Here is a 25,353-nt window from a genome sequence, read left to right on the forward strand (position 1 = left end):
GCCTTTCGTCACTTTGAAATTTATTTCTCTAAGGAATTGAAATCCAGGATGCTGGAGTGGTAGATGCTGTCTTTAATGACTTCATCAAGCTTTTGAGCCTCATCTTTGATCATTTTGAGAAAGGAGGTGGTTTCTGAATCGACAAATTTATTGTCCATAATATTAAGCAGGCCAATGATATTCGCAAGTCTAGACCGCATCAAATGGGATTGATTGAAAGTCAATTGCCTTAAAAATTCACTTTGACGGGTCAAAAGGTCACTTTCATTGCTTGAGTTTTTGGAATCATCCAAATCAAAACCAATCCCTAAAACAGACCTGCTTCCGCCCTTGTCATTGGGAATGGTAGAGAATTCCCATTTGTTCCATACCAGCTCCTTTTTTTCGGAATCAGTTCGGTTCAATAATATTTTGAAATGCCCCGAAGAATTTTTTTGACAGGCTCTGAAGAGTTTGTGAAAAGCTTCTTGAAGATCTGGGTGAAGGTATTGTTCAAAATCTTGTTTGTGGTGATCGTTTGAAAAATGGGTGTCAAATAAACCATTTTTGTAAGTGATTTTACCATCTAAATCTAATATCACAACAAAAAACTGACTTGAATTCATCAAGTCTTGTGATATTGGATAAGTCAATTGTTGGGTTGTCATATTTCTTGGGTGAGATATTATGCTAAAATAAGGAAAAAATTTAAACAACAAAATAAAATATTTAAAATGCAAAAAAATGATCTTGTAAAATTTTATTGTGTTGAAAATAAAAAAAATCCATGAAGTCAACTCTTTTGTAAATAAAGCACATTAAATCAGGTAAATACGTTGATTATTCAACAACAAGAGTTTGTAATTAAGTAATTATTTCAATAAAAAATTTAATTTTAAGTTGTCTTCTCATTTAAGTAAATGAATCTAAAAACATAAATGTTACTATTTAATGCGCTGTTTTAAATTGTACTTCATTCGGTAAAAGTCAAAGGGAGTAATTTAGTCATTCAATTCGGTGGAAAAATGCGCTTGTACAATTCAATGATCCAGAAAACTAGTGAAGACAAAGCTATCCAACTCAAATACTCCCAAAAGGATACCTGTTTAAATTCAAAGAGATTGGCAAAAAAAGGAATTTCTATAATGATCACTTGTATCAGAACAGATACCAAAAGAGCATAATTAAGCCATTTGTTACTAAAAATCCCTATTTTAAAAGTAGATCCTCTCAGATTCCGCATATTGAAGGCATTAAACAGCTGGGTGAAAGCAATGACCAGGAAAACCATGGTTCTGGCCTTTTCTATCCCATAAGGTTGATAGACCAAAAAAGCAGTGATGGCCAATCCGGTCATGATGACGCAGTTGATCAATAAATACGGCAAAATATTTTGGCTAAGAATGTTTTCACTAGGGTGTAAAGGTTTGGAATTCAGTTCATTGCCTTGACCTTTTTCTGTAGCCAATGCTTTGTCACAGAATCCATCTGTCACCAAATTTATCCAAAGGATTTGGGTGGCGGTAAGCGGCATGGCCATACCCAAAGCTACAGCACTGATTAAGGTCAAAATTTCCGCAAAATTGGTAGTTACCAAAAAGAAACTTGTCCTCCTTGCATTGTTAAATACAATTCTCCCTTGTTCCACCGCATGCACTATAGTGGCAAAATTATCATCCGCCAGAACCATCATGGATGCATCTCTTGCTACATCCGTTCCCATGATCCCCATCGAGACACCTACATTAGCTTGTTTCAAGGCAGGTGCGTCATTGACACCATCTCCAGTCATCGCTACCAATTCCCCTTTTTTTTGTAGGGACTGGGCAATCCGCAGTTTCATTAATGGGGTCAATCTGGAAAAAATGTCTGCTTTTTGAACTGCCTGATCAAATTCCGCTTCATCCATAGATTGAAGCTGGGCATCTGAATAGGCAAGGTCTCTCCCAGGCAGCACGATACCTACCTTTTTTCCAATGGCAAGGGCCGTTTCTGAATGGTCCCCCGTGGCCATGATAACCCGGATTCCTGCTTTGTGGCAAGACGCTATGGCTTCCAACACTCCAGGCCTTGGTGGGTCCATCATCCCCGCTAAACCAACGAATTCCAAGTTAATAGGAAAATCTTCCGTTGGTTCACCTTCTTTTACCGCCAGGGCCAAGACGCGCAGGCTTTCCTTCGACCATTTACTAATGTGTTCCTTAATGGATTCCCGAGCTTCCTTATCCAAGTTTTGACTACCACCGGACCCACTTTGAAAGCGATCACATATTTCCAAAAGATGCTCGGGGGCACCAATAAAGAATTGAATGTCTCTTCCTTGCTTTTTCACCCAAGTGGACCGGTATTTGGTCTCTGAACTAAAGGCGAAATCTGCTTTGATTTCCAGTGTTTTTGATTTGCCTGCTTTTTTTGCCAATACCAAAAAGGCTGCTTCAGTAGGATCTCCAGTGATTTGGATTTTTCCATTTTCATCCTTTTTTATGGCAGCATGGTGGCAATGTGCCGCCACTTCCAACAAGTTTTCCAATGAGGCTGTGGTGTTTTCTTTTCTCAATAAATCCCCATCAGCTTCCCAACCTTCACCTGTGACTTCGACATCCTCACTTTCAGGTATCCAGATTTTTTTGATGGTCATGGTATTTTGCGTCAGTGTACCTGTTTTGTCTGTCACGATGGTACTGACCGATCCTAGGCTCTCAGTGGCTGAAAATTCCCTGATGATGGCGTTTTTTTTTGACATTCTAAATGCCCCAATCGCCAAAACGATAGAAAGGACAGCAGGTAATCCTTCAGGAATGGAGGAGACAAGTGCGGCAATTGAAATCAGTAGGATTTCACTGATAGGCAATTCTTGGAAAAAATAGGCTACCGAAAATAGAGAAACAGCACTTGCTATGGCGATGAAAGCCATTTGCCTGGCAAGTTTATCCGTTTTGATCTGAAAATTGGTTTTCGGAGATTTGATGGTGGTGAGGGTAAAAGCAATCTCTCCAATTTGGCTTTTTAAACCTGTGGCAGTGACCACAGCTGTGACGGACCCACTTGCCAGGAAAGTACTTTTCCATACCATATTCCTCATCTCGGCCAAGGGCACAGTCCCAAGCAATTCATTTGGCTGTTTCTCCACAGGCAAAGCTTCACCGGTCAGTGAAGCCTCAGTACATCTGGCATTTTTACATGTGATGATTCGGGCATCGGCGGGAATCATATCTCCTTCCTCCAGGACAATTATATCTCCGGGTACCAATTTTTTGGGATCTATGGTTTGAAGATTTCCTGACCGGATCACCTTGCACTTGGTGACCAAAAGCCCCTTTAAGGCCGCAACGGCTCCTTCAGCTTTGTATTCCTGAATAAATCCGATGATTGCATTGATCCAGATGATGGCCAAGATGACCCAAACATCCACATAGTGGCCAGTAAGGAATGAAATTCCTGCGGCTACCAAAAGAATATATACCATCAGATTGGTAAACTGCTTGAGGATAATTTTCCATATTGGAATTCTCCCTGGATCCGGGATTGAATTTGGGCCAAACTTAACCAGCCTCTGCTTTACAACCTCTTCCCGTAAACCCTCCTCTGAGCTTTCAAGTTGACTTAACAACTTTTTTGCTGAAATTTGGGAGGGATGTAAATTATCGTAGATCATTTTTGAAGCGCAGACTTGACCATGATAAATTCAGAAACATTTTCTTGATCCAGAATGCACAAAAAGTGTCCATTTTCTACCACAAATGCAACTTTTCGATTTTTACTCATCATGCTTCGCCAAGCCTGATCCAGGTTTTGTTCCGCTTCAATTTTTAAAGGTGAAAAATCGGCAACCAATTCCACCGCGGCATTTTCATTGTGGTCTTTTAGGCCTTTGATGATCTCATTTCTGCTAAGTGTACCCACTGCCACATCATCCTTGACTACGACAAAATGGGTAGCTTGGCTGTTTAATAGTTTTTCCACTGCCTTGGACAAGGGGGCATCATAACTCAGCAACTGGAATTTCATCATCATAGCATCCTTTACTTTATAGCCTTTTAGAAAGCTTTCCTGTTGGGTGTGAGATACTTCTGCACCTGCGCCCAGAAAGATGAAAATTCCAATCAATACCAAAATAGGGTTGTTGAACAAACCATAAAAAACGAATACAATGGCCAGCATCTGACCAATACTGCCTGCTATCTGGGTGGCTTTGTGTCTGGGCAACTTAATGGCTAAAAATGCCCTAAGCACCCTTCCACCATCCATGGGGAAAGCCGGGAGCATGTTGAAAAGCGCCAATATTAAATTGGCTGAAGCCAGAAAAAGGATAATGGTATTTCCATTGATTTTCAATTCCTCCAGGTTTTCCAAATTAAATCCAGTTATGGATAGGGCAATGGAAAGGAAAATGAAAATCACCACGTTGACCAGAGGCCCCGCTAGGGCTACCCATAGTTCTTGCTTAGGATCTTCCGGCATTTTCTCCAGCCTGGCCAGTCCACCAATTGGCAATAGGGTGATGTCTTTTGTACCAATTCCATACCGCTGCGCGGCCAAAGCATGTCCAAATTCATGAAGAATCACACAAAAAAACAAAGCCAAAACAAATAAAATGGTCCAGAGAATGTCTTCGGTAGGAGCCCCCGCTCTTAAGTTGGAGATGATGATCCAAAGGAGCAACAAGGAAAAGGTCCAGTGGATAAATACTTTGACTTGACGAAAAGTACCGAGATAAAGGGAGAATTTCATAGCAATGGAAATTAGGATTAAAATGTTGCCAATTAATCGGTTATCAGATTTTGGTACTCTTGACCAACGACTGCCAACCATTTTGAATTTAATCAAAAATTGCCACTGATAGCAAAAAACCATCTGGCTTTTATGAAGTTCATAGCAGCTGATTTCGGTTGATTTCGGCTATGGTCCACCAAGGAATCATGAAAAGCCTTTTGGTCTTTTCTTTACAGATCTAAAGTAAAGCTTAATCTCTTCCGAAAACCATGACATTTATCATTTAGCAGAGAAATAATGGCTAAAAGTAATTGCTCCCATATAATTTGGAATGGAGTCTTTTATTTTTTCTTAGAATCTAAAAATTAAACGATTTATGAATTTTGGCAAAATAAAATTTTGAATTCTGGACAAGACTTGCAAACGCTTTTTCTGTAAATTTCTTATATTCGCATTCGAAGTTCAAGAAAATTCAATTTGAAACCTCCTGTTTTGTAGTTACATCTAATTGACTGCACTAAAACCCAAATATCATGTCAGATATCCAAACTATTTATAAACCCAAGCACCACATCAGGTTAGTTACCGCAGCCTCTTTGTTTGATGGACACGATGCTGCCATCAACATCATGCGAAGGATTATCCAAGCTACAGGCTGTGAGGTGATTCATCTAGGACACAACCGAAACGTCCAGGAAATAGTGGATTGCGCCATTCAGGAAGATGTGCAGGCCATTGCCATCACCTCATACCAAGGGGGACACGTGGAATTTTTCAAATACATGTATGATCTACTCCAGGAAAAAGAGGCAGGACATATCAAGATTTTTGGAGGTGGAGGAGGAACAATACTTCCTGAAGAAATCAAAGAGCTGCATGAGTATGGTATTGCCCGCATATATTCTCCAGATGATGGTAGGTCCATGGGTTTACAGGGCATGATCAACGATTTGGTTCAGCAATCCGATTTTCCTGTTGGACAAAATGTGAAGGCCAATGGGACCTTAAAAAAATCAGATAGGCAGGCTATCGCCAGGATGATTTCAGCAGCGGAGAATTACCCTGAGGAAAGCAAAAATTTCCTGGAAACCATGAAAATAAATGCTGCTGAACTTAAAATTCCAGTTCTCGGCATCACAGGTACTGGGGGAGCTGGTAAATCTTCTCTTGTGGATGAATTGGTCAGAAGGTTTTTGGCAGATTTTGGAGACAAATCCATCGCCATCATTTCGGTGGATCCATCCAAAAGAAAAACAGGAGGGGCACTTCTAGGAGATAGGATAAGGATGAATGCCATCCATCATCCTCAAGTATATATGCGTTCTCTTGCTACTCGACAATCCAACCTGGCACTTTCCAAGTATGTACAGGATGCGGTCGACATTGTGAAAGCTGCACAATTTGATCTAATTATCTTGGAAACTTCCGGAATCGGTCAATCCGACACCGAGATCGTGGAGCATTCTGACCTGTCTCTCTATGTGATGACACCGGAATACGGTGCGGCCACACAGCTGGAGAAAATTGACATGCTGGATTTTGCAGATATTATTGCGCTCAATAAATTCGACAAAAGAGGCGCTCAGGATGCTTTGAGAGATGTCAAAAAGCAATACAAACGCAACCACAACCTTTGGGAAGTACAAGAAGAGGATCTTCCGGTTTTTGGTACCATTGCCTCACAATTCAATGATCCCGGGATGAACAGATTGTATTCGGCCATCATCAAGAAGCTTGTGGAAAAAACAGGGGTGGACCTTAAAACCAACCTTGATACAGGCAGTGAAATGTCTGAGAAAATATTCATCATTCCGCCGGCGAGAACCCGTTACCTCTCTGAAATAGCGGAAAACAACCGGGCATATGATCAATGGGTGGAAGAACAAAAGGCAATTGCCCAAAAATTATATGGCATTGAACAGGCCATTCATACCTTAGAAGATTCTTCCCTAGAAAATAAGGAGTTCATCGCTGAAGGATTGACAGCACTAAGTGCCCAAGTAGCTTTGGATTTGGATCCCAAAAACAAAAAATGGTTGGAGGAATGGCCTCTAAAAGCGGAAAAATACAAAGAGGAATTCTTTACTTTCAAAGTAAGAGAAAAGGAAATAAAGATCAAAAACCATTATACTTCTTTATCAAACTCCCAGATTCCAAAGGTAGCATTACCCAAATATGAGGCCTGGGGCGACCTGCTCAAATGGGGGCTGAGGGAAAATGTGCCCGGAGAATTCCCTTACACCGCGGGAGTCTTCCCATTCAAGCGAGAGGGTGAAGATCCCACTCGGATGTTTGCGGGGGAAGGAGGACCAGAAAGGACCAACAAGCGATTTCATTATGTGTCAAAAGGGATGCCGGCCAAGCGGCTATCGACTGCTTTCGATTCAGTGACCTTGTATGGAGAGGATCCCGATTACCGACCGGATATCTTTGGTAAAATCGGGAATTCAGGGGTGAATATCTGTTGCCTCGATGATGCCAAAAAGCTGTATTCCGGCTTCAACCTTGCAGATCCTATGACCTCAGTCTCAATGACCATCAATGGACCGGCTGCCACCATGACAGCTTTTTTCATGAATGCGGCCATTGACCAGCAATGTGAATTGTACATCAGGAAAGAAGGATTGGTGGACACTGTCAAAGCCAAGATCCAAGAAATTTATCAAAACAACGGCTCCATCCAACCAGAGTACCAAGCCGATGTTCCCGAAGGCAATGATGGATTGGGATTGATGCTACTCGGAGTCACTGGAGATCAGGTTTTGCCTATAGAGATCTATGAAAGAATCAAAGAGGATACCCTTTCTAAAGTACGCGGTACTGTACAGGCTGACATTTTAAAAGAAGATCAGGCCCAAAATACCTGCATTTTCTCTACTGAATTTTCACTTCGGCTGATGGGAGATGTACAGCAATATTTTATCGATCATAAAGTCAGGAATTTTTATTCGGTGTCTATCTCAGGATACCACATTGCCGAGGCCGGTGCCAATCCGATCACCCAGTTGGCCCTTACGCTTTCCAATGGATTCACCTATGTGGAATACTATGTTTCCAGAGGTATGAATATCAACGAGTTTGCTCCCAATTTATCTTTCTTTTTTTCAAATGGCATCGATCCGGAATATGCTGTTATAGGAAGGGTGGCAAGAAGGATTTGGGCCAAGGCGATGAAACTGAAATACCAGGCCAATGAAAGGTCGCAGATGCTAAAATACCACATTCAGACATCAGGTAGGTCTCTACATGCACAGGAAATAGACTTCAATGATATCCGGACTACACTGCAGGCTTTGTATGCGATTTATGACAATTGCAATTCTCTCCACACCAATGCCTATGATGAGGCCATCACTACGCCCACTGAAGCTTCTGTGAGAAGGGCAATGGCCATTCAGCTGATCATCAACAAAGAACTGGGGCTGGCCAAAAACGAAAACCCCACCCAAGGGGCCTTTATCATAGAGGAACTGACAGATCTTGTGGAAGAGGCTGTTTACCTGGAATTTGATCGCATTACTGAGCGGGGTGGGGTCTTAGGTGCCATGGAGACCATGTATCAAAGAGGGAAAATCCAAGAAGAAAGCTTGCATTATGAAATGCTCAAGCACAGTGGAGAGTACCCTATTGTTGGCGTAAATACCTTTTTATCATCGGAAGGATCGCCTACGGTGACACCTGGAGAAGTAATTAGAGCAAGACCTGAAGAAAAAGAGGTGCAGATACAAACCCTAAATCAATTGCACAGGAGAAACGAAGAGAAAGCCAGGCTGTTGCTGAACGAACTTCAGGAAGCGGCTGTTCAAAACCAAAATATATTTGAGAAATTGATGGATGCTTCAAAAGCATGTTCGCTCGGGCAAATTACCCATGCCTTGTATGAAGTAGGGGGTCAATACCGTAGAAATATGTAAGAAAGTGAAAATGAATTTATCAATAAAAATTTTCTTGAATCCAAAACCTTAAAATCATGTCCAAAAGAAATGTAACCGTCCGCATGCAGGGAGATTACGAATACGAGGCAAAAAACCTTCAGGGAAATACTGTGGCGATTGATATGTATGACGCCCCACAGAAGAGGGCTCAATCTCCCATGGATTTGCTTTTGTCCGCTTTGGGCGGATGCGCCTCTGTAGATGCAGTCTTGATGATGAGGAAAAAAAGGCGCCAGATCGATGACTTTTTTGTGGAGCTTGAGGGTACTCGAAACGATGGCATCCCCGCTTACTATGTTCACATTGACCTGAAATTCGTTTTGGTTTCACCTGATGCCAAAGAAGAGGAGTTTGCTAAAGTAGTCGCCCTTTCCGTAGAAAAGTATTGCTCTGTAGCCTCTTCCATCAAATCAACCATCACATTCAAATCGGAGGTGAGAAGACCGTCATGAGAGTAGTCAAAGAAATTTTTGTGGAAGATATCCGGGTAAGCATTTTTGCCTGGAACAATAAGTATTTGATCAAATTTGAAACTGGTCCGTTGGAACAAACCTACAAGGTCTCAGAAATTGACATATTGGATGAAGTTGATCTCGAAACTTTTTTTTCCGGGGATTTTTTGAATAATGTAAAGAAAAGATTTAAAGAAATGGGGCAAAACCTTCAAAAACATCTGGAAAATCTTTAGCTTTAGAAAAATAGCTGATTGATTATGAGCAGATATAGTTGGACTTTGTGTTCATTCTGTTGTTTTTTATTTTGTTGTCAATCGCCCGGCAAAGAAAAGGCAATAACTGATCCCATACAGGTCAATGCCTTTGTTTCACTTCTGGAATATGATCTTGAATCTCTGGAAGAGGAGATTCAAGAACTTGCCGTCTTTACTGAATCATTATTCAAAGAGAAAGAGAAGTGGCTTGCCAAAGCCGATCCTGATCGGTTTTTGATCGAGAACAACATGGCCAATACGGCACCTAATCAGGATCCGGAATTCAGTTCAATATACATCTCCACTTTAAGCACCAATCCTAAAGCGATCAGGGAACTGGTGAAATTCACCCATCCACTCGACGAAAAATTTAAAGCGATTGTAAATGACCATGACGTGGTCACCCAGGTGTATTACAACAGCGTATTGCAGGTCAATCGGCTCTATCCTCCGTATGATGTCGCTGCTATGCTTGAGCCTGACCTTGATTTGACCTCCTTCAATTTTTTTTATCAAGCTGATGAAAAAAACAATCCTGGCAGAGGATCAGTTTGGGTAGATGAGATCTATATAGATCCTGTGGGCAAAGGCTGGATGATGTCACTTCTTCATCCTGTTTATGTAGAGGACAAACTTGAAATGGTCTTAGGTTTTGACATTACAGTCAATGATATCATTCAGTTTTATCTGGACAAAACCACCGAGCAACTGGTCATTATAGATGGTGAAGGTACCTTGGTGGCAGGTAAGTCTAAAGCCATTGAAGCTTTGTCCCTTCCTCCTTTAAAAAACCATACCTACCTTCAAACCATCACCGCTGACAGTTTTAGAATTGAAGATTTCAACTTGTTTAAAAGTAAAAGTCAGGAGGTACGGAAAATGGCCTCCCATTTTATTTTATCTAAAGGAAAATATTATTTGCTTGATGAGGGCACAGAGAAAATCCACATCACTGGCAGAAAGATGAACAAATTTAATTGGTATATTCTTGACTTGGACTTATGAATCAGGAAATCAACAACAACCTCTATTCCAAAATCAGGGAATCACACAGGTGGTTTGTGGTATTAGGAATCATTGTGGTTTTATTGATTTTATTTTTGGCTTACAGTTTCTTCGTCGCCCTTTCTGATAATCAGATAAATACCAGAAAGCAGTTTTTAGCAAAACAGACTGAGCAAACCGCAAAAGACATTCAAATGAACTTTGCCAAAACGTACGAGGACATGGTCTTTTTCATCAATAACCTGGAGCCGTGGACCTATGAAAGAACTGGAAACGAACAGCTTGCATTTGAAAAAAGAGCAAGAAGGATTTTTAATAACCACAGGAATGTATTGGATACCGTATTTGTTAGATTTCCGAATTTGGCAGTTTCCTTTTATTTTGATGAGCAAAACAACTTCATAAAAAAAACTTATCCGGAATGGGATGGATCAAAGATAGAACATCCTGGATTTTTGTGGTTAGAGAACAACAATAAACAGGTGGCACTGGGTTTTTTTATTGACATCAAAAAGTTTTTTGCAGATGAATTGAACAACCATTATTTGGGAAGTTCCTCTGAGAAGTTTTTCTATCAGAACGAAACGCTCTTCAAACTCTCTGAGTATGCTTTTTCAAAGGGAGACCATTTGGATGAAAGGACCTTAAAAGTACTTGCAGAAGATGTTAAAATTGGCCTTAGAGGTGGATATGAAGGTTATTTCGCAGACTCTGTTCAGCAGAAAAATCATCAGGCCATCATTCACCAATACCCTTTTAATCTATACCCTTTAGATCAAACCTTTGCTATCGTTTACCTTCAGGACAAAAAGAGTATTTCCTCCGGAATTTTTGAAACCTACTTTTATTTGTTGATGGGACTTTTGCTTTTATTGGTTATCGTATTGCTCATCTTGTATAAATTCCTCAAAAACGTCCATTTGTCAAATGCCATCTTGGCTAAGAATTCTGATGAAATCAATGAGTTGTTCAGGAGGCAGGCACTTTTGTTGCATGAAACCAAGGGATTCATTTATTTTCAAGAGGCCGATGGGAGTATGTCCAGCGTCGGAAAGGAAGTGGAAGAGGTATTGGGTTTTTCTCGGGAAGATTTTTCCAAAAATTTCAAGAAATACATTCATCCTGAGGACATGGATTCCGTCAAATCTTTACTTGACCAAGCCAAAGCAGACAAGAAGGAGGTCATATCCCATGAATTCCGCTTTCAGCAATCAAACGGAGAGTACATCAGAGTTAAATTTTTCGAAAAATTGCTGTATGATGACCTTGGTATTTTTATGGGGAATGTAGGTATTTGTACGGATATCAATGAGCATTATTTGGCCCAGCAGGAAATTATCAAAAGTGAAAATAGATTACGGGCTGTATTGAAAAGTTTGCCAGACATAATTTTCATTTATGATCATTCGGGTGTGTTCCTGGATTACTATGTGCAGGATATCAGTTTATTGTTGATGCCACCCAATGATTCTCTTGGGAAAAATATTTTGGAAGTTCTACCTTCACCGGCCAATGAAGAGGCTTTTGATACCTTGAAAAAAGCCGTAAAAACAGGGAAGATTCAGACTTATGAGTTGGAACTCAAGCTTGCCAGTGGAAGTCACTTTTATGAGGTTCGGTTTTTTAAACTCGACGAGGCAAAGGTCATTTCCATCGCCAGGGAGGTGACCAGTCAAAAGCTTTGGGAAAATGGATTGCAAGAAGCCAAAGAGGCTGCAGAATCAGCCAATAAAGCTAAATCGGAGTTTTTGGCCAACATGAGCCACGAAATCAGAACACCGATGAATGGTTTGCTTGGCATGATCAGCCTGTTGGAAAATACGCCCTTAAATGAACGACAAAAGAAATACATTCAGATTACCAAAGACTCAGGAGAATCCCTTTTGGGAATCATCAATGATATCCTTGATTATTCAAAAATTGAGGCTGGAAAATTTGAACTCAAATGGGAATCTTTCCATTTCAGAAAAGAAATCAAGAAAATTATCAGTATTTTTTCAGGTCTATTGGCTCAGAAGAACCTTAAATTAAACCTCAGTATCCATTCGAAAATCCCTGAAATGATCATTTCTGACAAAGATAAAATAGGTCAGATTTTATTCAATGTTATGGGCAATGCTGTCAAATTCAGTAAAAACAACAGTGAAATAGACATTGATATTTCAGGAGAATCTATCATGGACAACAGCTTTATGCTGAACTTTAAAATCAAAGATTATGGGATTGGCATACCCAAAGAAAAAATTTCCATTTTGACAGATCCCTTTACCCAAGTGGACAGCACCAATACCAGAGAACACACCGGTACAGGGCTTGGTTTGGCTATTGCCCATAGACTTATAGAATTGATGGGAGGCAGTATGCAAATAGAGAGCGAATTAGGAAAAGGGTCAACTTTTGCTTTCAATATATTCTCAGGTTTTGAAAACGTAGCGTTTCATGAGGAATACTCCTCTTCGAGGGTTGATCAGGAAAATGGGGAAGTTCAAGAAGACTTGAATAAGCTCAATGGGCTTTATCCTATCGATATTTTGTTGGTTGAGGACAATGACATCAACCTTCAGTTTATGGAAATGTTGTTTCATCAATTGGGCTATGTCCCATCCATCGCCAAGGATGGAGAAGAAGCCGTAAAAATGGTAAAAAAGCAACATTTTGATCTGATTTTCATGGATTACCACATGCCCAAGCTTGATGGGATCAAAGCAGTAGAGATGATTAGAGACCTTCCTAACGGTCATATTCCCAAAATCGTAGGGCTTTCGGCAAGCGTTTTCAAAGAAGATATTGAAAGGGCAAAAATTGCTGGCATGGATGATTATCTTACCAAGCCAGTTCAAATCACCTCTATCATCCATCAAATCAAAACCTGTGCTGAGGCTTTGGCTAAAAAATAAAGGCCTTAACATCTCTGTAAAGGCCCTTAGTGTGTACTACGATTTGGCTCAGATGACACTTTCCAGATCAAATGCCTCCAGGTAATCAGCAACCCTTCTTACAAATTGTCCTCCTAAAGAACCGTCCACTACTCTATGGTCATAGGAATGGGAAAGGAACATTTTGTGACGGATGGCAATCACATCTCCTGTGGGAGTTTCAACTACAGCTGGTTTTTTGGTAATGGCACCCACAGCCAGGATGGCCACCTGAGGTTGAGGAATGATGGGCGTACCCATCACATTGCCGAAGGATCCTACATTGGAAACCGTGTAGGTACCACCCGCAAGTTCATCAGGTGAAAGTTTGTTGTTTCTAGCCCTGTTGGCTAAATCATTGATTTTTTTGGACAATCCCACCAAATTCAAACGGTCAGCATTTCTGATCACTGGGACAATCAGGTTTCCGCTTGGCAAAGCCACGGCAACCCCAATGTTGATATCCTTTTTCACAATGATTTTTTCTCCATCCACTGAAATATTGATCATGGGGAAATCTTTGATGGCTCTAGCAACTGCATGGATAAAAAAAGGCGTAAATGTAATGGGTTCTCCCTCTTTCTTCTTGAAATCATCCTTGACTTTATTGCGCCAAAGCACAATATTGGTAACATCAGCCTCAACAAATGAAGTTACGTGGGCAGATATCCTCTTGGAATCAACCATCCGCTGTGCAATCATTTTCCGCATGCGATCCATTTCGATGATCTCATCCGCTGCAGAGATACTTACTTCCACTTTTTGGGATGCATAAGCAGGTGGAGTAGTATGTAAAGCCTGACTGGATTTTTCTTTCTTTTCCTTAAGGTAGGCCAACATGTCATTTTTTGTTACCCTTCCTTCTTTGCCACTACCCTTGATCAAGGAAAGTTCTGATCTGCTGATACCTTCCTCTTTAGATATGCTCAATACCAAAGGGGAATAAAAACGTTCGTCTGAACTTTCAACTTCTGCCGCCTTTGCATCTTGAATCAAAGTTTGGGTAAGTGCTGGAGAGGCTGAAATTAGCTCTTCTTTTTTAGTGGAAGTCTGGGCAGAGGTGGAGGTAGGTTCTTGTCCATTGGATTCTCCTACTATCTCTATGATGGCAATTGGCGTTCCCACGGGTACAACGTCCCCCTCCTTGGCTAATATTTTTTGAAGGGTACCGGCATGGGTGGAAGGCACCTCAGTATCCACTTTGTCTGTGGCCACTTCCAAAACAGACTCATCCTGCTCAATCGGATCCCCTTCCTTTTTTAACCAAGTCAGTATCGTACCTTCAATTATGCTTTCACCCATCTTGGGCATTACCATTTCTATAGTTGCCATGTGATAATTATTTAATTGGGTTTATTTCTGAGATTTAAAATTAAATTTTATTTTAATGGATACAAAATCCTTCTGATAAAATTTTGATTCGTTTTATTTCAAAATACATTTGTAGAGCATACTCAAGGTAGCCACCCCCGTCAGCTGGATATTGATCATCCTATCTTGAGTCAGCTGAAGTTTTTTGGTCTGAACCTCCTCACCAAAAGCGCAGGCTAACCAAACTGTCCCAACGGGTTTATGGTCAGTGCCTCCGGAAGGGCCCGCTATTCCGCTGATGGCCAGACCAAAATCCGCCCCGAACATCTTTCGGACTTTTGACGCCATTTCGAAAACGGTTTCTTCACTTACTGCCCCATACTTTTCCAAGGTTTCCATATTTACCCCGAGAAGTTGGGATTTAAATTGATTGTGGTAGGGAATGATGGAACCATTGTAGTATTGACTGCTTCCCGGCTTGCTGGTAATGAGATGGGAAATGTAGCCTCCGGAACAGCTTTCCGCCAAAGCTACTGTTTTCTTTTTATCGGTCAAAAGTCTTCCAATGACATCTTCCAATTCGTCTCCATCATAGCCGTAAATGTATTTTTGTATCAGTGGCTTGACTTTATCTATTTCTCGGTCTACCTCATTGATGAGTTCGGAAATGTCTTCTCCAAAGGCCGTCAGCCTTAGCTTTACCTGTCCCAAAGAAGGAAGATAAGCCAATTTGATGTGATCTGGTAAGTTATTTTCCCAATCTTTGACCAAATCCGCCAACCAACTTTCTCCTATGCCCACCGTTTTGATCAATTTGTGGTAGATCTTTGGCAAAGGAAAAATACTTTTGATTTTAGGGATTACAAAATCCTGCATTAATTTTTTCATTTCATGAGGTACTCCTGGCATAGACATCCATACCGTATCGTTTTCCTCAAACCACATTCCTGGAGCAGTGCCCACTTCGTTGGGTACATAGGTACATTTGGTAGGCAAATGTGCCTGTAGCACATTCAATGGGGTCAATTCTCTACCTCTTTTTTCAAAAAATGTTCTCACCGCTTCCAGTGCCTCAGGAACCATGGCTACTTCACATCCAAAGTACTCTGCCAACAAAGGTTTGGTCAGGTCGTCTTGGGTAGGCCCTAGTCCTCCCGTGATCAGGACGATATCAGCCCTTGTCTCAGCATCCTTAAATGCCTTGAGCATATCAAGCCTGTTGTCTCCTATGGTAGTTCTCCTAACCACCCTCACCCCGATTTTATCCAGTTCCTGGCTGATCCAATGGCTGTTGGTGTCTATGGTTTGACCGTAAAGAAGCTCATCTCCTATGGCTAGAATTTCTGCTGTTACTGGATTCATACAAATTTGAGATAGGTTTGTGTTGCTATTGCCCTAAATAATGAAAACTGAGAGCCAATTGTTCAAACTGACATGGTTAAGCCATAGGCTGTCCTTACCGCACCTTGGCTTTTTTGATAAAATTGGAGAATGCACTTGGGAAAAATCTTTTGAGGTATACCCCAAAAACTTCCTTCCTTCCGATATACACCTCTTGCCTTTTCAAACGAATCGCCTTCTCCATGGCCTTAGCACATTCTTCAGGAGGCAAGCCTTTGGCTTGTGCATCATCCATTTGATTCAGTGGGCTCCCATCTCCTGTGAGCGCGTTTACAGATACATCTGTTTTGACAAAACCGGGGCAGATCATGGTGACCAAGATGGCATCTTGATGGTGTTCAGCCCGAAGACTGTCAAAAAATCCGTGCAGGGCATGCTTAGAAGCGGCATAGGAGCTACGGTATGGAGAACCGAATTTTCCCACCAAACTGCTTACAACGGCAAAGTGACCTGATTTTTGTTGGATAAAATGTGGCAGCAAAGCTTTCGTTAAGGCTACGGTTCCAAAATAATTGATTTCCATAAGCCTACGGTCTACGGAAAGCTGGGTGTGTTTGACTAAAGAGCGCTGACTAATTCCTCCGTTGTTGACCAAAATATCCACGATTCCAAAAAAATCTACAGCCTTCGACACTTTCTCCTGAAGGGTTTCAGCCTCGGCAAGGTCCAAAGGCAATACCCTGACCTTATCAGGATGAAGGCATTTGTCTTTGACTTCTTCTAGCTTGGGTTCATCTCTGGAAGAAAGGATCAAACGGTAACCTAATCTGGAACAATGAATACTTAGCGCTGCCCCAATACCAGAAGACGCTCCCGTGATCCACATGACTTTGTTATGGTCAGGGCCGTTCATGTTGTTTTTCTCAAATAGGTTACAATGGTGAAATCAAATTCATTCTTTTCATCTTTGCTATGGATTACCCTTTCGTTGACCTTCCATTCCTCTGGATCCATCTCAGGAAAAAACACATCACCTTCGGGACTTGCCTCCACCTCTGTCACTATCAATTCATCAGTAAGGGGCAAAGCCTGCTTGTAAATTTGCGCACCTCCAATGACAAAGATTTTTTCCAGCCCTTTTTGCCGAGCCAAATCCAAAGCCTCTTCCATGCCATGTACCAAATGATGGCCATCGGGAACAGGATAGTCAGGATTTCTTGAAATTACGATCGACGTCCTTTTTGGCAGCGGTTTTCCCATGGATTCGAAGGTTTTTCTTCCCATCAGAATATGATGCCCTAAGGTGGTTTGTTTAAAATGTTGCAGATCTGCCGGGAGCCTCCAAATTAACTGGTTGTCTTTACCAATTACATTGTTTTTGGCTTTTGCTACGATGATGGATACTTTCAATTCTTTTTTTTTACCAATGGACAAGATACCAATGATTTTTTGACAGAAAAAATCAAGAAATGAGAAAAATGAGGATCCAAAGAAATAGCAGGTTCCTAACCCATTGATCCAAATAAATCCATGGCCAAGGTTTGAATAAAAAAAACCACTGAAAAAAACTTTTCAGTGGTCCGTTAATGAAGGTTAAATTATTTCTGAGCCTGTGCCCCAGCCATCATGTTGGGGTATTCCGACATGTTGAATGTGATGGGTGCGGATTCATTGATCTCTATCACTTTCATCTCCATTACAGTCTGGTCGGTTTTACTTCGATAGACCATTTCCATGACATTCCCGAGAGGAAGTTCATCAAATTCCATGTTGTTCTTTTTTCTCATTTTATCTGTAATGAAAGGACTGTTTTGGCCATAAAAGCTCCCCCAAGCATTGATGGGTTTTTGGGTGATCCAGTAATTGGCAGAAAAATCCGGACCATCTGCCTGGTATTCTTCGCAGGAGAGACCGTGAATGGTTCTGGTATTTCCGGTTTTCTTATAGGAGTATTGGCTGAGGTCGTATTCCTCTGTATCCCCATCATCAATGTCCATGTCTTCGGCCACCTCCATCAGTTTATCCATATCGATTTTCATGGCAATGCTCGATTTTTCACCATCATTGTTTGTAAGCATGACCCATGCATTGTTTTTGAGGTCATAGATCATGATCAGATTCTCTTCCTTAGAGCTCTTTCTTTTTTCCTTGGTTTCTGAGAACTCCAATCCTGTGAAATTAGGATTGGTGGAGAGAAAACTTTTCATAGTGGATGGATCTGTATCTTTTCCATTGGCTTCTTTCCCAGTGATCTCCAGAATGGTATATCCATCAAAAGAGTAGGAATCTTCCGTAGGTGCATCAAATTCCATGCTTCCGAAAACTTTCCCCCAGTTAACGCCACCTTCCATTGATCCTTCGGGGCCTGGTAAGCCTTTAAACATTTTTTCCAGTTGCCTTTGGGTGGCCTTTTCAACCTCTTTGCTGACTTGGCGTTCAACTGCTCTGCTGGCACCTTGTTCGGCAGCTCTTCTGATTTGCCTGAGAATCTGCCCTTCTGTGATGATAGGGGCAAGCAACAAACATGACATTAATAAAAGTAGTGGGTTTTTTTTCATGGCTTTGGATTTTTTTAAAGAAAAGGATTACAAAATTGAATTCAATTCCTAAAGTTAAAATACAAAAATGACAATGTGAAATACAATTTAAAATACATTTATAAATCACAATAAAGATTCAAAAATCTCTTAAGGCCCAAATCTAATTTTGAAGGAGCTCATAAACAGGTCTTTAAACAAAATTAAAAGTGTAGTATTATTCAAAGAATGATTTCTTCATTATTAAAAAGAATGTCCCCTCAAAACTTCATCAATTTTCATTCGCTTTTTCCCTTCCAACTGAAGTTCCAAAACTGCAATTCCAGAATCTGCGCATTTAAAATGCAGGAATGTTTTGTTGTCTGTTTTAAATTCTCCAGGCTGGAGATCAGCCAATTCTTCCTGGAATAGCGCTGTTTTAAAAATTTTACAGATTTTTCCCCCGATTTTGGTCCATGCGGCAGGGTACGGGGAAAGGCCTCGAACCAGGTTATGGACCTCTTCAGCGGTTTTAACCCAATTGATCTCTGTCGTTTCTTTGAAGATTTTAGGTGCATGGTGGGTAAAAAGTCCTTCATCCTGTGACTTTGGTACTACCTCGTCCTTGGCAATGGCTTCCACTGTTTTCAATACCAATTTTGCGCCTTTTTCCATCAGCCTATGGTATAGTGTCCCTACATTGTCTTCAGGGTAAATTGGTTCTTTTTCCTGGTAAATGACGTTTCCGGTATCTATGGCGTGCTTGAGGAAAAAAGTAGTGATACCGGTTTCCTTTTCCCCATTGATAATGGCCCAATTGATTGGGGCTGCACCACGGTAGTTAGGCAATAAAGATGCGTGTAAATTAAAGGTACCCTTGGGAGGCATGTTCCATACTGCCTCAGGCAGCATCCTGAAAGCAACCACAATCTGAAGATCTGCTTTCAAACTTTCGAGTTCTTTCAAGAAAATGGGGTCTTTCAGGTTGGTAGGCTGAATGACAGGAATCTGATGACGTAACGCTGCTTCTTTTACAGGAGAGGGGATGAGTTTCAGCCCTCTTCCTTTAGGCCGGTCCGGTGCAGTAATTACCGCAACGACATTCCAGCCATGATTGATCAACATTTCCAAGGAGGGCACCGCAAATTCGGGGGTGCCCAAGTAAACAATACGTAGATTTTTGTCCATTTTTCTCAGAAACGAGGTTTTCAAAATATAGGTTTCAACCTCAATAAAGCACGTATTTGGCTCTCATTTGCTTGTAGGCTTCAAGTGAAGGTTTCCACTTTGCTTGGATTTCCGACTCTGTTTTTCCAGACAAGATGTCTTTTCTGAGTTGATCTGTACCGGCAAGTTTATCAAAGAAGTTATTAAAGAAAGCTTCTTTTTTGCCAGAAAGTTCATAAGCCTTCAGCAAGTATTTTAAAGTAAACTGATGGTCAAGGGGTTCATTTCTGAGGTCCTCTCCATAACACTTTTTGTCCATTTGAGGTGGGTTTTTTGACATGCCCTGTATGCTGACGGGGGTGAAGCTGAAACTTCCAAACTTAGGATCCGGATAACCATATACCTGAAAAGGGTAATAGGTGCCCCTTCCCAAGCTCACATCTGTGCCTTCAAAATAACAGAGGCTTGGATAAAGCCTAATGGATAGGTCGTTAGGCAAATTAGGAGAAGGCTTGACGGGCAAGGAATACGGCATGCCATGGTCCCAGTTTTGGATTTTGATGATTTGTACATCCGCTTTGACTTTGTTTTTTAGCCAACCTTCCCCATTGATCATTTGTGCCAATTCTGCCACTGTTAGCCCATGCACCACAGGTATAGGATGCATTCCTACAAAACTGGTGAATTTGGGATCCAAGACAGGGCCATCAATGTAATCCCCATTTGGATTAGGCCGATCCAATAGCAGGATGGGTTTTCCGATTTCAGCACAGGCTTCCATCACATAATGTAAGGTACTGATGTAGGTGTAAAAACGAACGCCCACATCCTGCAAATCGTAGATGATCAAATCCACATCGGCCAATGAAGTAGCAGTGGGTTTTTTATTGTCCCCATATAAGGAAATTACTGGCAGGCCAGTTCTTTTGTCTGTGTCGTTTTTTATGACTTCACCCGCATCGGCATCTCCCCTAAATCCATGTTCGGGTACAAATACCTTTTGGACCTTTACGCCTTCTTTCATTAGATAATCCACCAAATGAAGGTTGTCCTGTTGCGTAAGGATACTGGTCTGATTGACTACCAGTCCTACTTTTTTGCCGGTAAGAAGTGGTAGATAAATTTCAGGTTGATCCGCTCCAGGCAGGATGGGGGATGAGGAAATTTGAGGTGATTCTACAGGTTTCTGCTGGCAGTGGGCCATGTGGATACTAAAAAAGACCAATAGAAGTATTAATTTTAGGGGCTTCATATTTATTTATGCTAGATTTACTCCAAAATAATATATTTCCTTGAACCTTTCCTATTTCATTGCCAAAAGAATAAGCTTCAAACGTTCCGGCGGCTTTACCGGAACCATCCATCGAATAGCGGTGGCAAGTGTATCCATTGGTCTTGCAGTGATGATCATTGCTTTTATTATTTTGGGAGGTTTCCAGAGGGTGATTTCCGATAAAGTATTTTCTTTCACTGGACATTATCAGGTGCAGCGCTTTACTTCCAGTAATGCCTTTGAAGAATCTCCCACCTCATTCAATTCCAATTTTTTTCAGATATTTCAAGATCACGAACTCATTCGGCACATTCAGGAATACGCACATAAACCAGGCTTGCTGAAAGGAGAGGAGGAAGTAGAGGGGGTGATCATGAAAGGCATCGGACCAAGATTCGATTCTTTGTTTTTCCTTCCCCATATCGTGGAAGGCCGATTCATTCAATTCCAGAAAGACCAAGCCTCCAATGAAATCCTACTCAGCAAAAAAATTGCAGATAAATTGCTGTTGAATTTGGGTGATAGGGTACTCATGTATTTTGTCCAGGATCCGCCTAGGTATCGGCGTTTTGAAATTGTCGGTATTTATGAGACCTATTTGGAGGATTTTGATGATAAGGTTATTTTGGGAGACATTCAAACCATCAGAAACCTCAATGGATGGGAGCAGGATCAGGTAGGAGGTTTTGAAGTGTTTTTGACGGATAGCAAAGACATAGACAGCTATCAGGGATTTCTGTATGATGCGTTGGATTATGATCTGAAATTGGTAAAAGTAACAGACAAATACATACAGATCTTTGATTGGCTGCACCTATTGAACAACAATGTGTATGTTTTTATGGGATTGATCTTATTTGTTGCAGGTTTTAACATGGTTTCAATCCTCTTTATCCTGATCATGGAAAGGACGCAGATGATCGGGATTTTGAAAGCTTTAGGCGCCAGCAACAAGCAGATTAGAAAGATATTTTTCTGGAATGGTTTGAGGATAATAGGAAGGGGGCTTTTGATCGGAAACCTAATTGGAATTGGTTTGGGATGGCTTCAAGATCAATTTAAGCTTATTCGGCTGAGTCCCGAAAATTATTATATGGATTATGTCCCTGTCTATTGGAATTGGGAGGCTATTTTGGGAATGAATGTTTTGATTCTGTTGGCCACTACATTGGTATTGTTCATACCAGCAGTGGTAATCAGCAACATCCACCCCATCAAATCCATTAGGTTTGACTGACGGGATAGCGTGTGAAAAAACTTTTTAATTTCATGCTGAGAACTCCAAATACGGCTTCTTTAAAAATATTGGTTGACATTTTGGAGGTGCCTTTGGTGCGGTCTGTAAATATGATCGGGATTTCTACAATTTTATACCCTTGCTTCCAAGCTTTGAATTTCATTTCAATCTGGAAAGCATATCCGATAAAGGTGATCTTATCTAACCCTATCCCTTCCAGAACCTGTCGTTTGTAACACTTAAAACCGGCAGTACTGTCTTTGAATGGCATACCGGTAATGAATTGCACATATATACTGGCAAAATAAGACATCAGCACCCGTCCCATGGGCCAGTTGACTACATTGACCCCTTTGACATACCGAGAACCTATTGCCAAGTCATATCCCTCTACAGCACAGGCTTCGTAAAGCCGTATGAGGTCCTTGGGATCATGGGAAAAATCAGCATCCATTTCAAAAACAAAACCATACCCATTTTCCAAGGCATATTTAAATCCCTCCAAGTAGGCAGTTCCCAAACCGGACTTTTCTTGGCGTTCAATTAAATGTAACCTTTCAGGAAAGTTTGTTTGAGCCTCTTTGACCAAATGCCCCGTACCATCCGGGGATCCATCATCTACCACTAAAAGCTCAAATGCTCCCGGTAAATCCATGATGGCTGTGATCAGTTCTGGAATATTTTCTTTTTCATTGTAGGTCGGTACAATGACTAATTTTTCTTTTTTCATAGGATCGAAACCCAAAATTAGAAGGAATTAGGGAATTTTATGGTCGAAAATTCAAAATCCCGACATATTTACTGGTAATTAAACCAATTATTGGCCTAAACGTAATGGGGAAATTCTGTTTCAGTAGGCATAAAACAGCTTTGTAATTCATTTTTAAGGGAAAAAGATCAAAACATTCCTTTCGAACTTGGTGTTATCGATCCAAAATAGAATTAAATTGCCACTGTATTAAGAAATTCGAAGTGGTGTTCGGGAAATTTTCAATTGAAAATCGACTGCAGCACACATTTCTTTAGCTTATCATCCAAAGTTTCAAATTCAAACTTTTGCAAACCTAAAAATGCAAAGGCGCATTCATGGTAAAATAAAATCAATGGTTAAGTCGGACGTTTTGACCCTTTTCCCGGGGTATGTTATTGAAAGTCAATGGGATTTGTTTAATATTTTCTCCCATTTATTACCCATTTATATTCTGAAAACAATGATTTGTATAAATTTTTTAAATTTAAATGAAAGAATATTTGTTTCTTCAATGACTACCTTTGAAACAGCCTAGTTATCAATCACCCAAAAAAAATGAATCAATCCCTCAAATTTGTTGACAATCAAAATTCTCAGTTTTTTTCTACTGCCAGAAAGCGCGTAGATGAATATTTTCGGACCAATGAATTATCAAAGAAAGCCAATTTGTCCATGGTGACCAAAACCGTGGTCTATCTTACTTCATTCGTAGGCTTGTACGCTTTGATCATCCTGGAAGTGTTTCCATTGATGGTTAGTCTTTTCCTTGCAATTGCTCTTGGGATGACCATGGCGTTTATAGGGTTTAACATATGTCACGATGCATTGCATGGGGCCTATTCTTCCCGGGCATGGGTCAATAAGACATTGGGGTTTCTTTTCAATTTCATTGGGGCCAATGTCTATGTATGGAACATCACCCATAATAAAATCCACCATACTTATACCAACATAGTCGGTCATGATGGGGATTTAGAAGTTGCTCCGGGTTTGGTTAGGATTACCAGTGACCAACCCAAAAGGAGTTTCCATAAGTACCAGCAGATCTATGCTTTTTTTCTTTATTCTCTGGCTTCCATTTCTTGGTTTTTTAGAAAAGATTACATGAAATTCTTCCAGAAAAAAATCGGACAGCACGAGAACAATCATCCTAAAATTGAATATTTCAACCTGTTCTTCTATAAAATCCTTTATTATGTGCTCTATATTGTATTGCCTCTGGTGTTGATGGACATTACATGGTGGCAATTTTTGATTGGGTTTTTGGCTATGAATCTTGCGGAAGGTTTGGTCTTGGGATTGGTGTTCCAATTGGCCCATTTGGTGGAGGGTCCGGTTCTTCCAGAGCCAGAACCCCATGAAAACATTGAAGAGGCCTGGGCGCAACATCAAATGAGGACCACTGCCAATTTTTCCAGAAACAGCAGATTGGCTACTTTTTTATGTGGTGGATTGAATTATCAGGTGGAGCACCACCTTTTCCCAAAAATCTGTCACATCCATTATCCTGCTATCTCGGAAATCGTGAAGGAAACCGCAGAGGAATTTGATCTGCCTTATCATGAAAACGCGACATTCTTCACTGCCTTAAAATCCCATTACATGTTTTTGAAAAAAGCCGGAACTGCAGTTTGAATCGATCAAACTGCCATTTCTAATGGTTGGATTTAATCTAGAAGTCCTCATCATGGGTTTTGGCAGAATCCGCTATGAGGCGGTTGATTTCGGCCAGTTCCTGATCGGTTAAATCCCGCCATTTTCCCGTATCCAGGTCCAGTTTCACGTTCATGATCCGGACTCTTTTCAACCGGGTCACCTCGTAGCCAAGGTATTCGCACATTCTTCTGATCTGACGGTTTAGTCCCTGCGTCAGGATTATGTTGAAGGTATATCTGTCCAGGGCTTTCACCTCACATTTTCGGGTTATCGTATCTAAAATGGGTACCCCATCACTCATTTTACGAACAAATTCCCGAGTAATGGGCTTGTTGACTTTTACTACATATTCCTTTTCATGGTTGTTTCTGGCTCGGAGGATTTTATTGACAATGTCTCCATCACTGGTCAGAAATATCAATCCTTCGCTGGCTTTATCTAGCCTACCGATGGGAAATATCCGCTTGGGATGTTTGATGTAATCTATGATGTTGTTTTTTTCAGCCTTGGTGTCTGTGGTACTTACGATACCCACTGGCTTGTAAAAGGCAATGTAAATGTGTTCCGTTTTTGGTGGTGATATCAATTTGCCATTCACCCTGACCACATCTCCAGGATTGATTTTGGTTCCTACTTCGGGTACTAGTCCATTGATCGTAACTCTCCCTTCCGCTATCAATTTATCCGCAGCTCTGCGGGAACAAAATCCTACTTCACTGAGGTATTTATTGATTCTAATTGAAGTTTTTTCTTCCATACAAAGTGACAATGGCATCCAGTCGCAAGTTAAATCCTTTTTGGGTAAAATGAATAAAAGTGTGCTTAAGGGCATTTAGAATCAAAAT

At 40.9% G+C, this 25,353-nt stretch carries 19 protein-coding genes; 7 read left to right on the forward strand and 12 right to left on the reverse strand.

Going from position 1 to position 25,353, the window contains the following annotated elements; genetic code table 11:
* Positions 1 to 20: 20 nt before the first annotated feature.
* The 3 genes from H1A14_RS01575 to H1A14_RS01585 all read right to left on the reverse strand — a co-directional run bounded on the left by H1A14_RS01575 (position 21) and on the right by H1A14_RS01585 (position 4,710).
* Positions 21 to 647: a nitrogen regulation protein NR(II) gene (locus H1A14_RS01575; RefSeq protein WP_194774445.1), complete on the reverse strand. Its 627-nt coding sequence runs from the start codon at positions 645 to 647 to the stop codon at positions 21 to 23.
* Between the two features lie 341 nt (positions 648 to 988).
* Positions 989 to 3,634, reverse strand: a complete 2,646-nt coding sequence (locus tag H1A14_RS01580; RefSeq protein ID WP_194774446.1) for a cation-translocating P-type ATPase — start codon at positions 3,632 to 3,634, stop codon at positions 989 to 991.
* A complete protein-coding gene (locus tag H1A14_RS01585; RefSeq protein ID WP_194774447.1) occupies positions 3,631 to 4,710 on the reverse strand; it encodes a site-2 protease family protein in 1,080 nt (359 codons plus the stop codon). Before H1A14_RS01585 ends, H1A14_RS01580 begins: the two co-directional genes overlap by 4 nt.
* Before the next feature lie 515 nt (positions 4,711 to 5,225).
* On the opposite strand from H1A14_RS01585, the gene H1A14_RS01590 reads away from it, so the two are divergent.
* The 5 genes from H1A14_RS01590 to H1A14_RS01610 are packed head-to-tail and all read left to right on the forward strand — an operon-like array spanning position 5,226 to position 13,238.
* Entirely contained in the window at positions 5,226 to 8,606 is a 3,381-nt protein-coding gene (locus H1A14_RS01590) for a methylmalonyl-CoA mutase family protein (protein WP_194774448.1), read from the forward strand.
* A gap of 56 nt (positions 8,607 to 8,662) precedes the next feature.
* Complete coding sequence (locus H1A14_RS01595) at positions 8,663 to 9,079, forward strand: OsmC family protein (RefSeq protein WP_194774449.1); 417 nt, start codon at positions 8,663 to 8,665, stop codon at positions 9,077 to 9,079.
* Positions 9,076 to 9,315 (forward strand): hypothetical protein, encoded by a 240-nt coding sequence (locus tag H1A14_RS01600; RefSeq protein WP_194774450.1) that lies wholly within the window; start codon positions 9,076 to 9,078, stop codon positions 9,313 to 9,315. The genes H1A14_RS01595 and H1A14_RS01600 overlap by 4 nt, the downstream gene beginning before the upstream one ends.
* A 24-nt stretch (positions 9,316 to 9,339) precedes the next feature.
* On the forward strand, positions 9,340 to 10,341 hold the full coding sequence (locus H1A14_RS01605) for a Cache sensor protein (RefSeq protein WP_228527489.1): 1,002 nt from the start codon (positions 9,340 to 9,342) through the stop codon (positions 10,339 to 10,341).
* Complete coding sequence (locus H1A14_RS01610) at positions 10,338 to 13,238, forward strand: PAS domain-containing hybrid sensor histidine kinase/response regulator (protein WP_194774451.1); 2,901 nt, start codon at positions 10,338 to 10,340, stop codon at positions 13,236 to 13,238. Before H1A14_RS01605 ends, H1A14_RS01610 begins: the two co-directional genes overlap by 4 nt.
* A 48-nt stretch (positions 13,239 to 13,286) precedes the next feature.
* Here H1A14_RS01610 and H1A14_RS01615 read toward each other — a convergent pair whose 3' ends face one another.
* The 7 genes from H1A14_RS01615 to H1A14_RS01645 all read right to left on the reverse strand — a co-directional run bounded on the left by H1A14_RS01615 (position 13,287) and on the right by H1A14_RS01645 (position 20,843).
* Positions 13,287 to 14,588, reverse strand: coding sequence for a dihydrolipoamide acetyltransferase family protein (locus tag H1A14_RS01615; RefSeq protein ID WP_194774452.1), 1,302 nt, complete (start codon positions 14,586 to 14,588; stop codon positions 13,287 to 13,289).
* A gap of 93 nt (positions 14,589 to 14,681) precedes the next feature.
* Positions 14,682 to 15,929 carry a competence/damage-inducible protein A gene (locus H1A14_RS01620; RefSeq protein ID WP_194774453.1) on the reverse strand — a complete coding sequence of 416 codons (1,248 nt, stop codon included), beginning with the start codon at positions 15,927 to 15,929 and terminating at the stop codon, positions 14,682 to 14,684.
* 94 nt (positions 15,930 to 16,023) lie between these two features.
* Positions 16,024 to 16,821, reverse strand: coding sequence for an SDR family oxidoreductase (locus tag H1A14_RS01625; protein ID WP_194774454.1), 798 nt, complete (start codon positions 16,819 to 16,821; stop codon positions 16,024 to 16,026).
* The gene (locus H1A14_RS01630; protein WP_228527490.1) at positions 16,818 to 17,342 is read right to left on the reverse strand and encodes a dihydrofolate reductase; all 525 of its coding nucleotides are present in this window, start codon (positions 17,340 to 17,342) and stop codon (positions 16,818 to 16,820) included. Before H1A14_RS01630 ends, H1A14_RS01625 begins: the two co-directional genes overlap by 4 nt.
* A 164-nt stretch (positions 17,343 to 17,506) precedes the next feature.
* On the reverse strand, positions 17,507 to 18,466 hold the full coding sequence (locus tag H1A14_RS01635) for a hypothetical protein (protein ID WP_194774455.1): 960 nt from the start codon (positions 18,464 to 18,466) through the stop codon (positions 17,507 to 17,509).
* Positions 18,467 to 18,688: 222 nt separating this feature from the next.
* On the reverse strand, positions 18,689 to 19,612 hold the full coding sequence (gene fmt / locus H1A14_RS01640; RefSeq protein WP_194774456.1) for a methionyl-tRNA formyltransferase: 924 nt from the start codon (positions 19,610 to 19,612) through the stop codon (positions 18,689 to 18,691).
* Between the two features lie 40 nt (positions 19,613 to 19,652).
* The gene (locus tag H1A14_RS01645; RefSeq protein WP_194774457.1) at positions 19,653 to 20,843 is read right to left on the reverse strand and encodes an exo-beta-N-acetylmuramidase NamZ family protein; all 1,191 of its coding nucleotides are present in this window, start codon (positions 20,841 to 20,843) and stop codon (positions 19,653 to 19,655) included.
* 40 nt (positions 20,844 to 20,883) lie between these two features.
* Here H1A14_RS01645 and H1A14_RS01650 point away from each other — a divergent pair, with 40 nt between their 5' ends.
* Complete coding sequence (locus tag H1A14_RS01650; RefSeq protein ID WP_194774458.1) at positions 20,884 to 22,101, forward strand: ABC transporter permease; 1,218 nt, start codon at positions 20,884 to 20,886, stop codon at positions 22,099 to 22,101.
* On the opposite strand, the gene H1A14_RS01655 is transcribed toward H1A14_RS01650, so the two are convergent.
* Positions 22,088 to 22,831: a polyprenol monophosphomannose synthase gene (locus H1A14_RS01655; protein WP_194774459.1), complete on the reverse strand. Its 744-nt coding sequence runs from the start codon at positions 22,829 to 22,831 to the stop codon at positions 22,088 to 22,090. The genes H1A14_RS01650 and H1A14_RS01655 overlap by 14 nt on opposite strands.
* Positions 22,832 to 23,407: 576 nt before the next feature.
* On the opposite strand from H1A14_RS01655, the gene H1A14_RS01660 reads away from it, so the two are divergent.
* On the forward strand, positions 23,408 to 24,487 hold the full coding sequence (locus H1A14_RS01660; RefSeq protein ID WP_194774460.1) for a fatty acid desaturase family protein: 1,080 nt from the start codon (positions 23,408 to 23,410) through the stop codon (positions 24,485 to 24,487).
* A gap of 37 nt (positions 24,488 to 24,524) precedes the next feature.
* Here H1A14_RS01660 and rluF read toward each other — a convergent pair whose 3' ends face one another.
* Entirely contained in the window at positions 24,525 to 25,265 is a 741-nt protein-coding gene (gene rluF / locus H1A14_RS01665) for a 23S rRNA pseudouridine(2604) synthase RluF (RefSeq protein WP_194774856.1), read from the reverse strand.
* Positions 25,266 to 25,353: the final 88 nt, after the last annotated feature.

The sequence above is a fragment of the Pararhodonellum marinum genome, assembly GCF_015354735.1.
GTDB classification, from domain to species: domain Bacteria; phylum Bacteroidota; class Bacteroidia; order Cytophagales; family Cyclobacteriaceae; genus Pararhodonellum; species Pararhodonellum marinum.

Bases quoted from the DNA above. Each gene is read 5' to 3' on its own strand.
- H1A14_RS01575 (WP_194774445.1), bottom strand. From the start codon at position 647: ATGACAACCCAACAATTGACTTATCCAATATCACAAGACTTGATGAAT.
- H1A14_RS01580 (WP_194774446.1), bottom strand. From the start codon at position 3,634: ATGATCTACGATAATTTACATCCCTCCCAAATTTCAGCAAAAAAGTTG.
- H1A14_RS01585 (WP_194774447.1), bottom strand. From the start codon at position 4,710: ATGAAATTCTCCCTTTATCTCGGTACTTTTCGTCAAGTCAAAGTATTT.
- H1A14_RS01590 (WP_194774448.1), top strand. From the start codon at position 5,226: ATGTCAGATATCCAAACTATTTATAAACCCAAGCACCACATCAGGTTA.
- H1A14_RS01595 (WP_194774449.1), top strand. From the start codon at position 8,663: ATGTCCAAAAGAAATGTAACCGTCCGCATGCAGGGAGATTACGAATAC.
- H1A14_RS01600 (WP_194774450.1), top strand. From the start codon at position 9,076: ATGAGAGTAGTCAAAGAAATTTTTGTGGAAGATATCCGGGTAAGCATT.
- H1A14_RS01605 (WP_228527489.1), top strand. From the start codon at position 9,340: ATGAGCAGATATAGTTGGACTTTGTGTTCATTCTGTTGTTTTTTATTT.
- H1A14_RS01610 (WP_194774451.1), top strand. From the start codon at position 10,338: ATGAATCAGGAAATCAACAACAACCTCTATTCCAAAATCAGGGAATCA.
- H1A14_RS01615 (WP_194774452.1), bottom strand. From the start codon at position 14,588: ATGGCAACTATAGAAATGGTAATGCCCAAGATGGGTGAAAGCATAATT.
- H1A14_RS01620 (WP_194774453.1), bottom strand. From the start codon at position 15,929: ATGAATCCAGTAACAGCAGAAATTCTAGCCATAGGAGATGAGCTTCTT.
- H1A14_RS01625 (WP_194774454.1), bottom strand. From the start codon at position 16,821: ATGAACGGCCCTGACCATAACAAAGTCATGTGGATCACGGGAGCGTCT.
- H1A14_RS01635 (WP_194774455.1), bottom strand. From the start codon at position 18,466: ATGAAAAAAAACCCACTACTTTTATTAATGTCATGTTTGTTGCTTGCC.
- fmt (WP_194774456.1), bottom strand. From the start codon at position 19,612: ATGGACAAAAATCTACGTATTGTTTACTTGGGCACCCCCGAATTTGCG.
- H1A14_RS01645 (WP_194774457.1), bottom strand. From the start codon at position 20,843: ATGAAGCCCCTAAAATTAATACTTCTATTGGTCTTTTTTAGTATCCAC.
- H1A14_RS01655 (WP_194774459.1), bottom strand. From the start codon at position 22,831: ATGAAAAAAGAAAAATTAGTCATTGTACCGACCTACAATGAAAAAGAA.
- H1A14_RS01660 (WP_194774460.1), top strand. From the start codon at position 23,408: ATGAATCAATCCCTCAAATTTGTTGACAATCAAAATTCTCAGTTTTTT.
- rluF (WP_194774856.1), bottom strand. From the start codon at position 25,265: ATGGAAGAAAAAACTTCAATTAGAATCAATAAATACCTCAGTGAAGTA.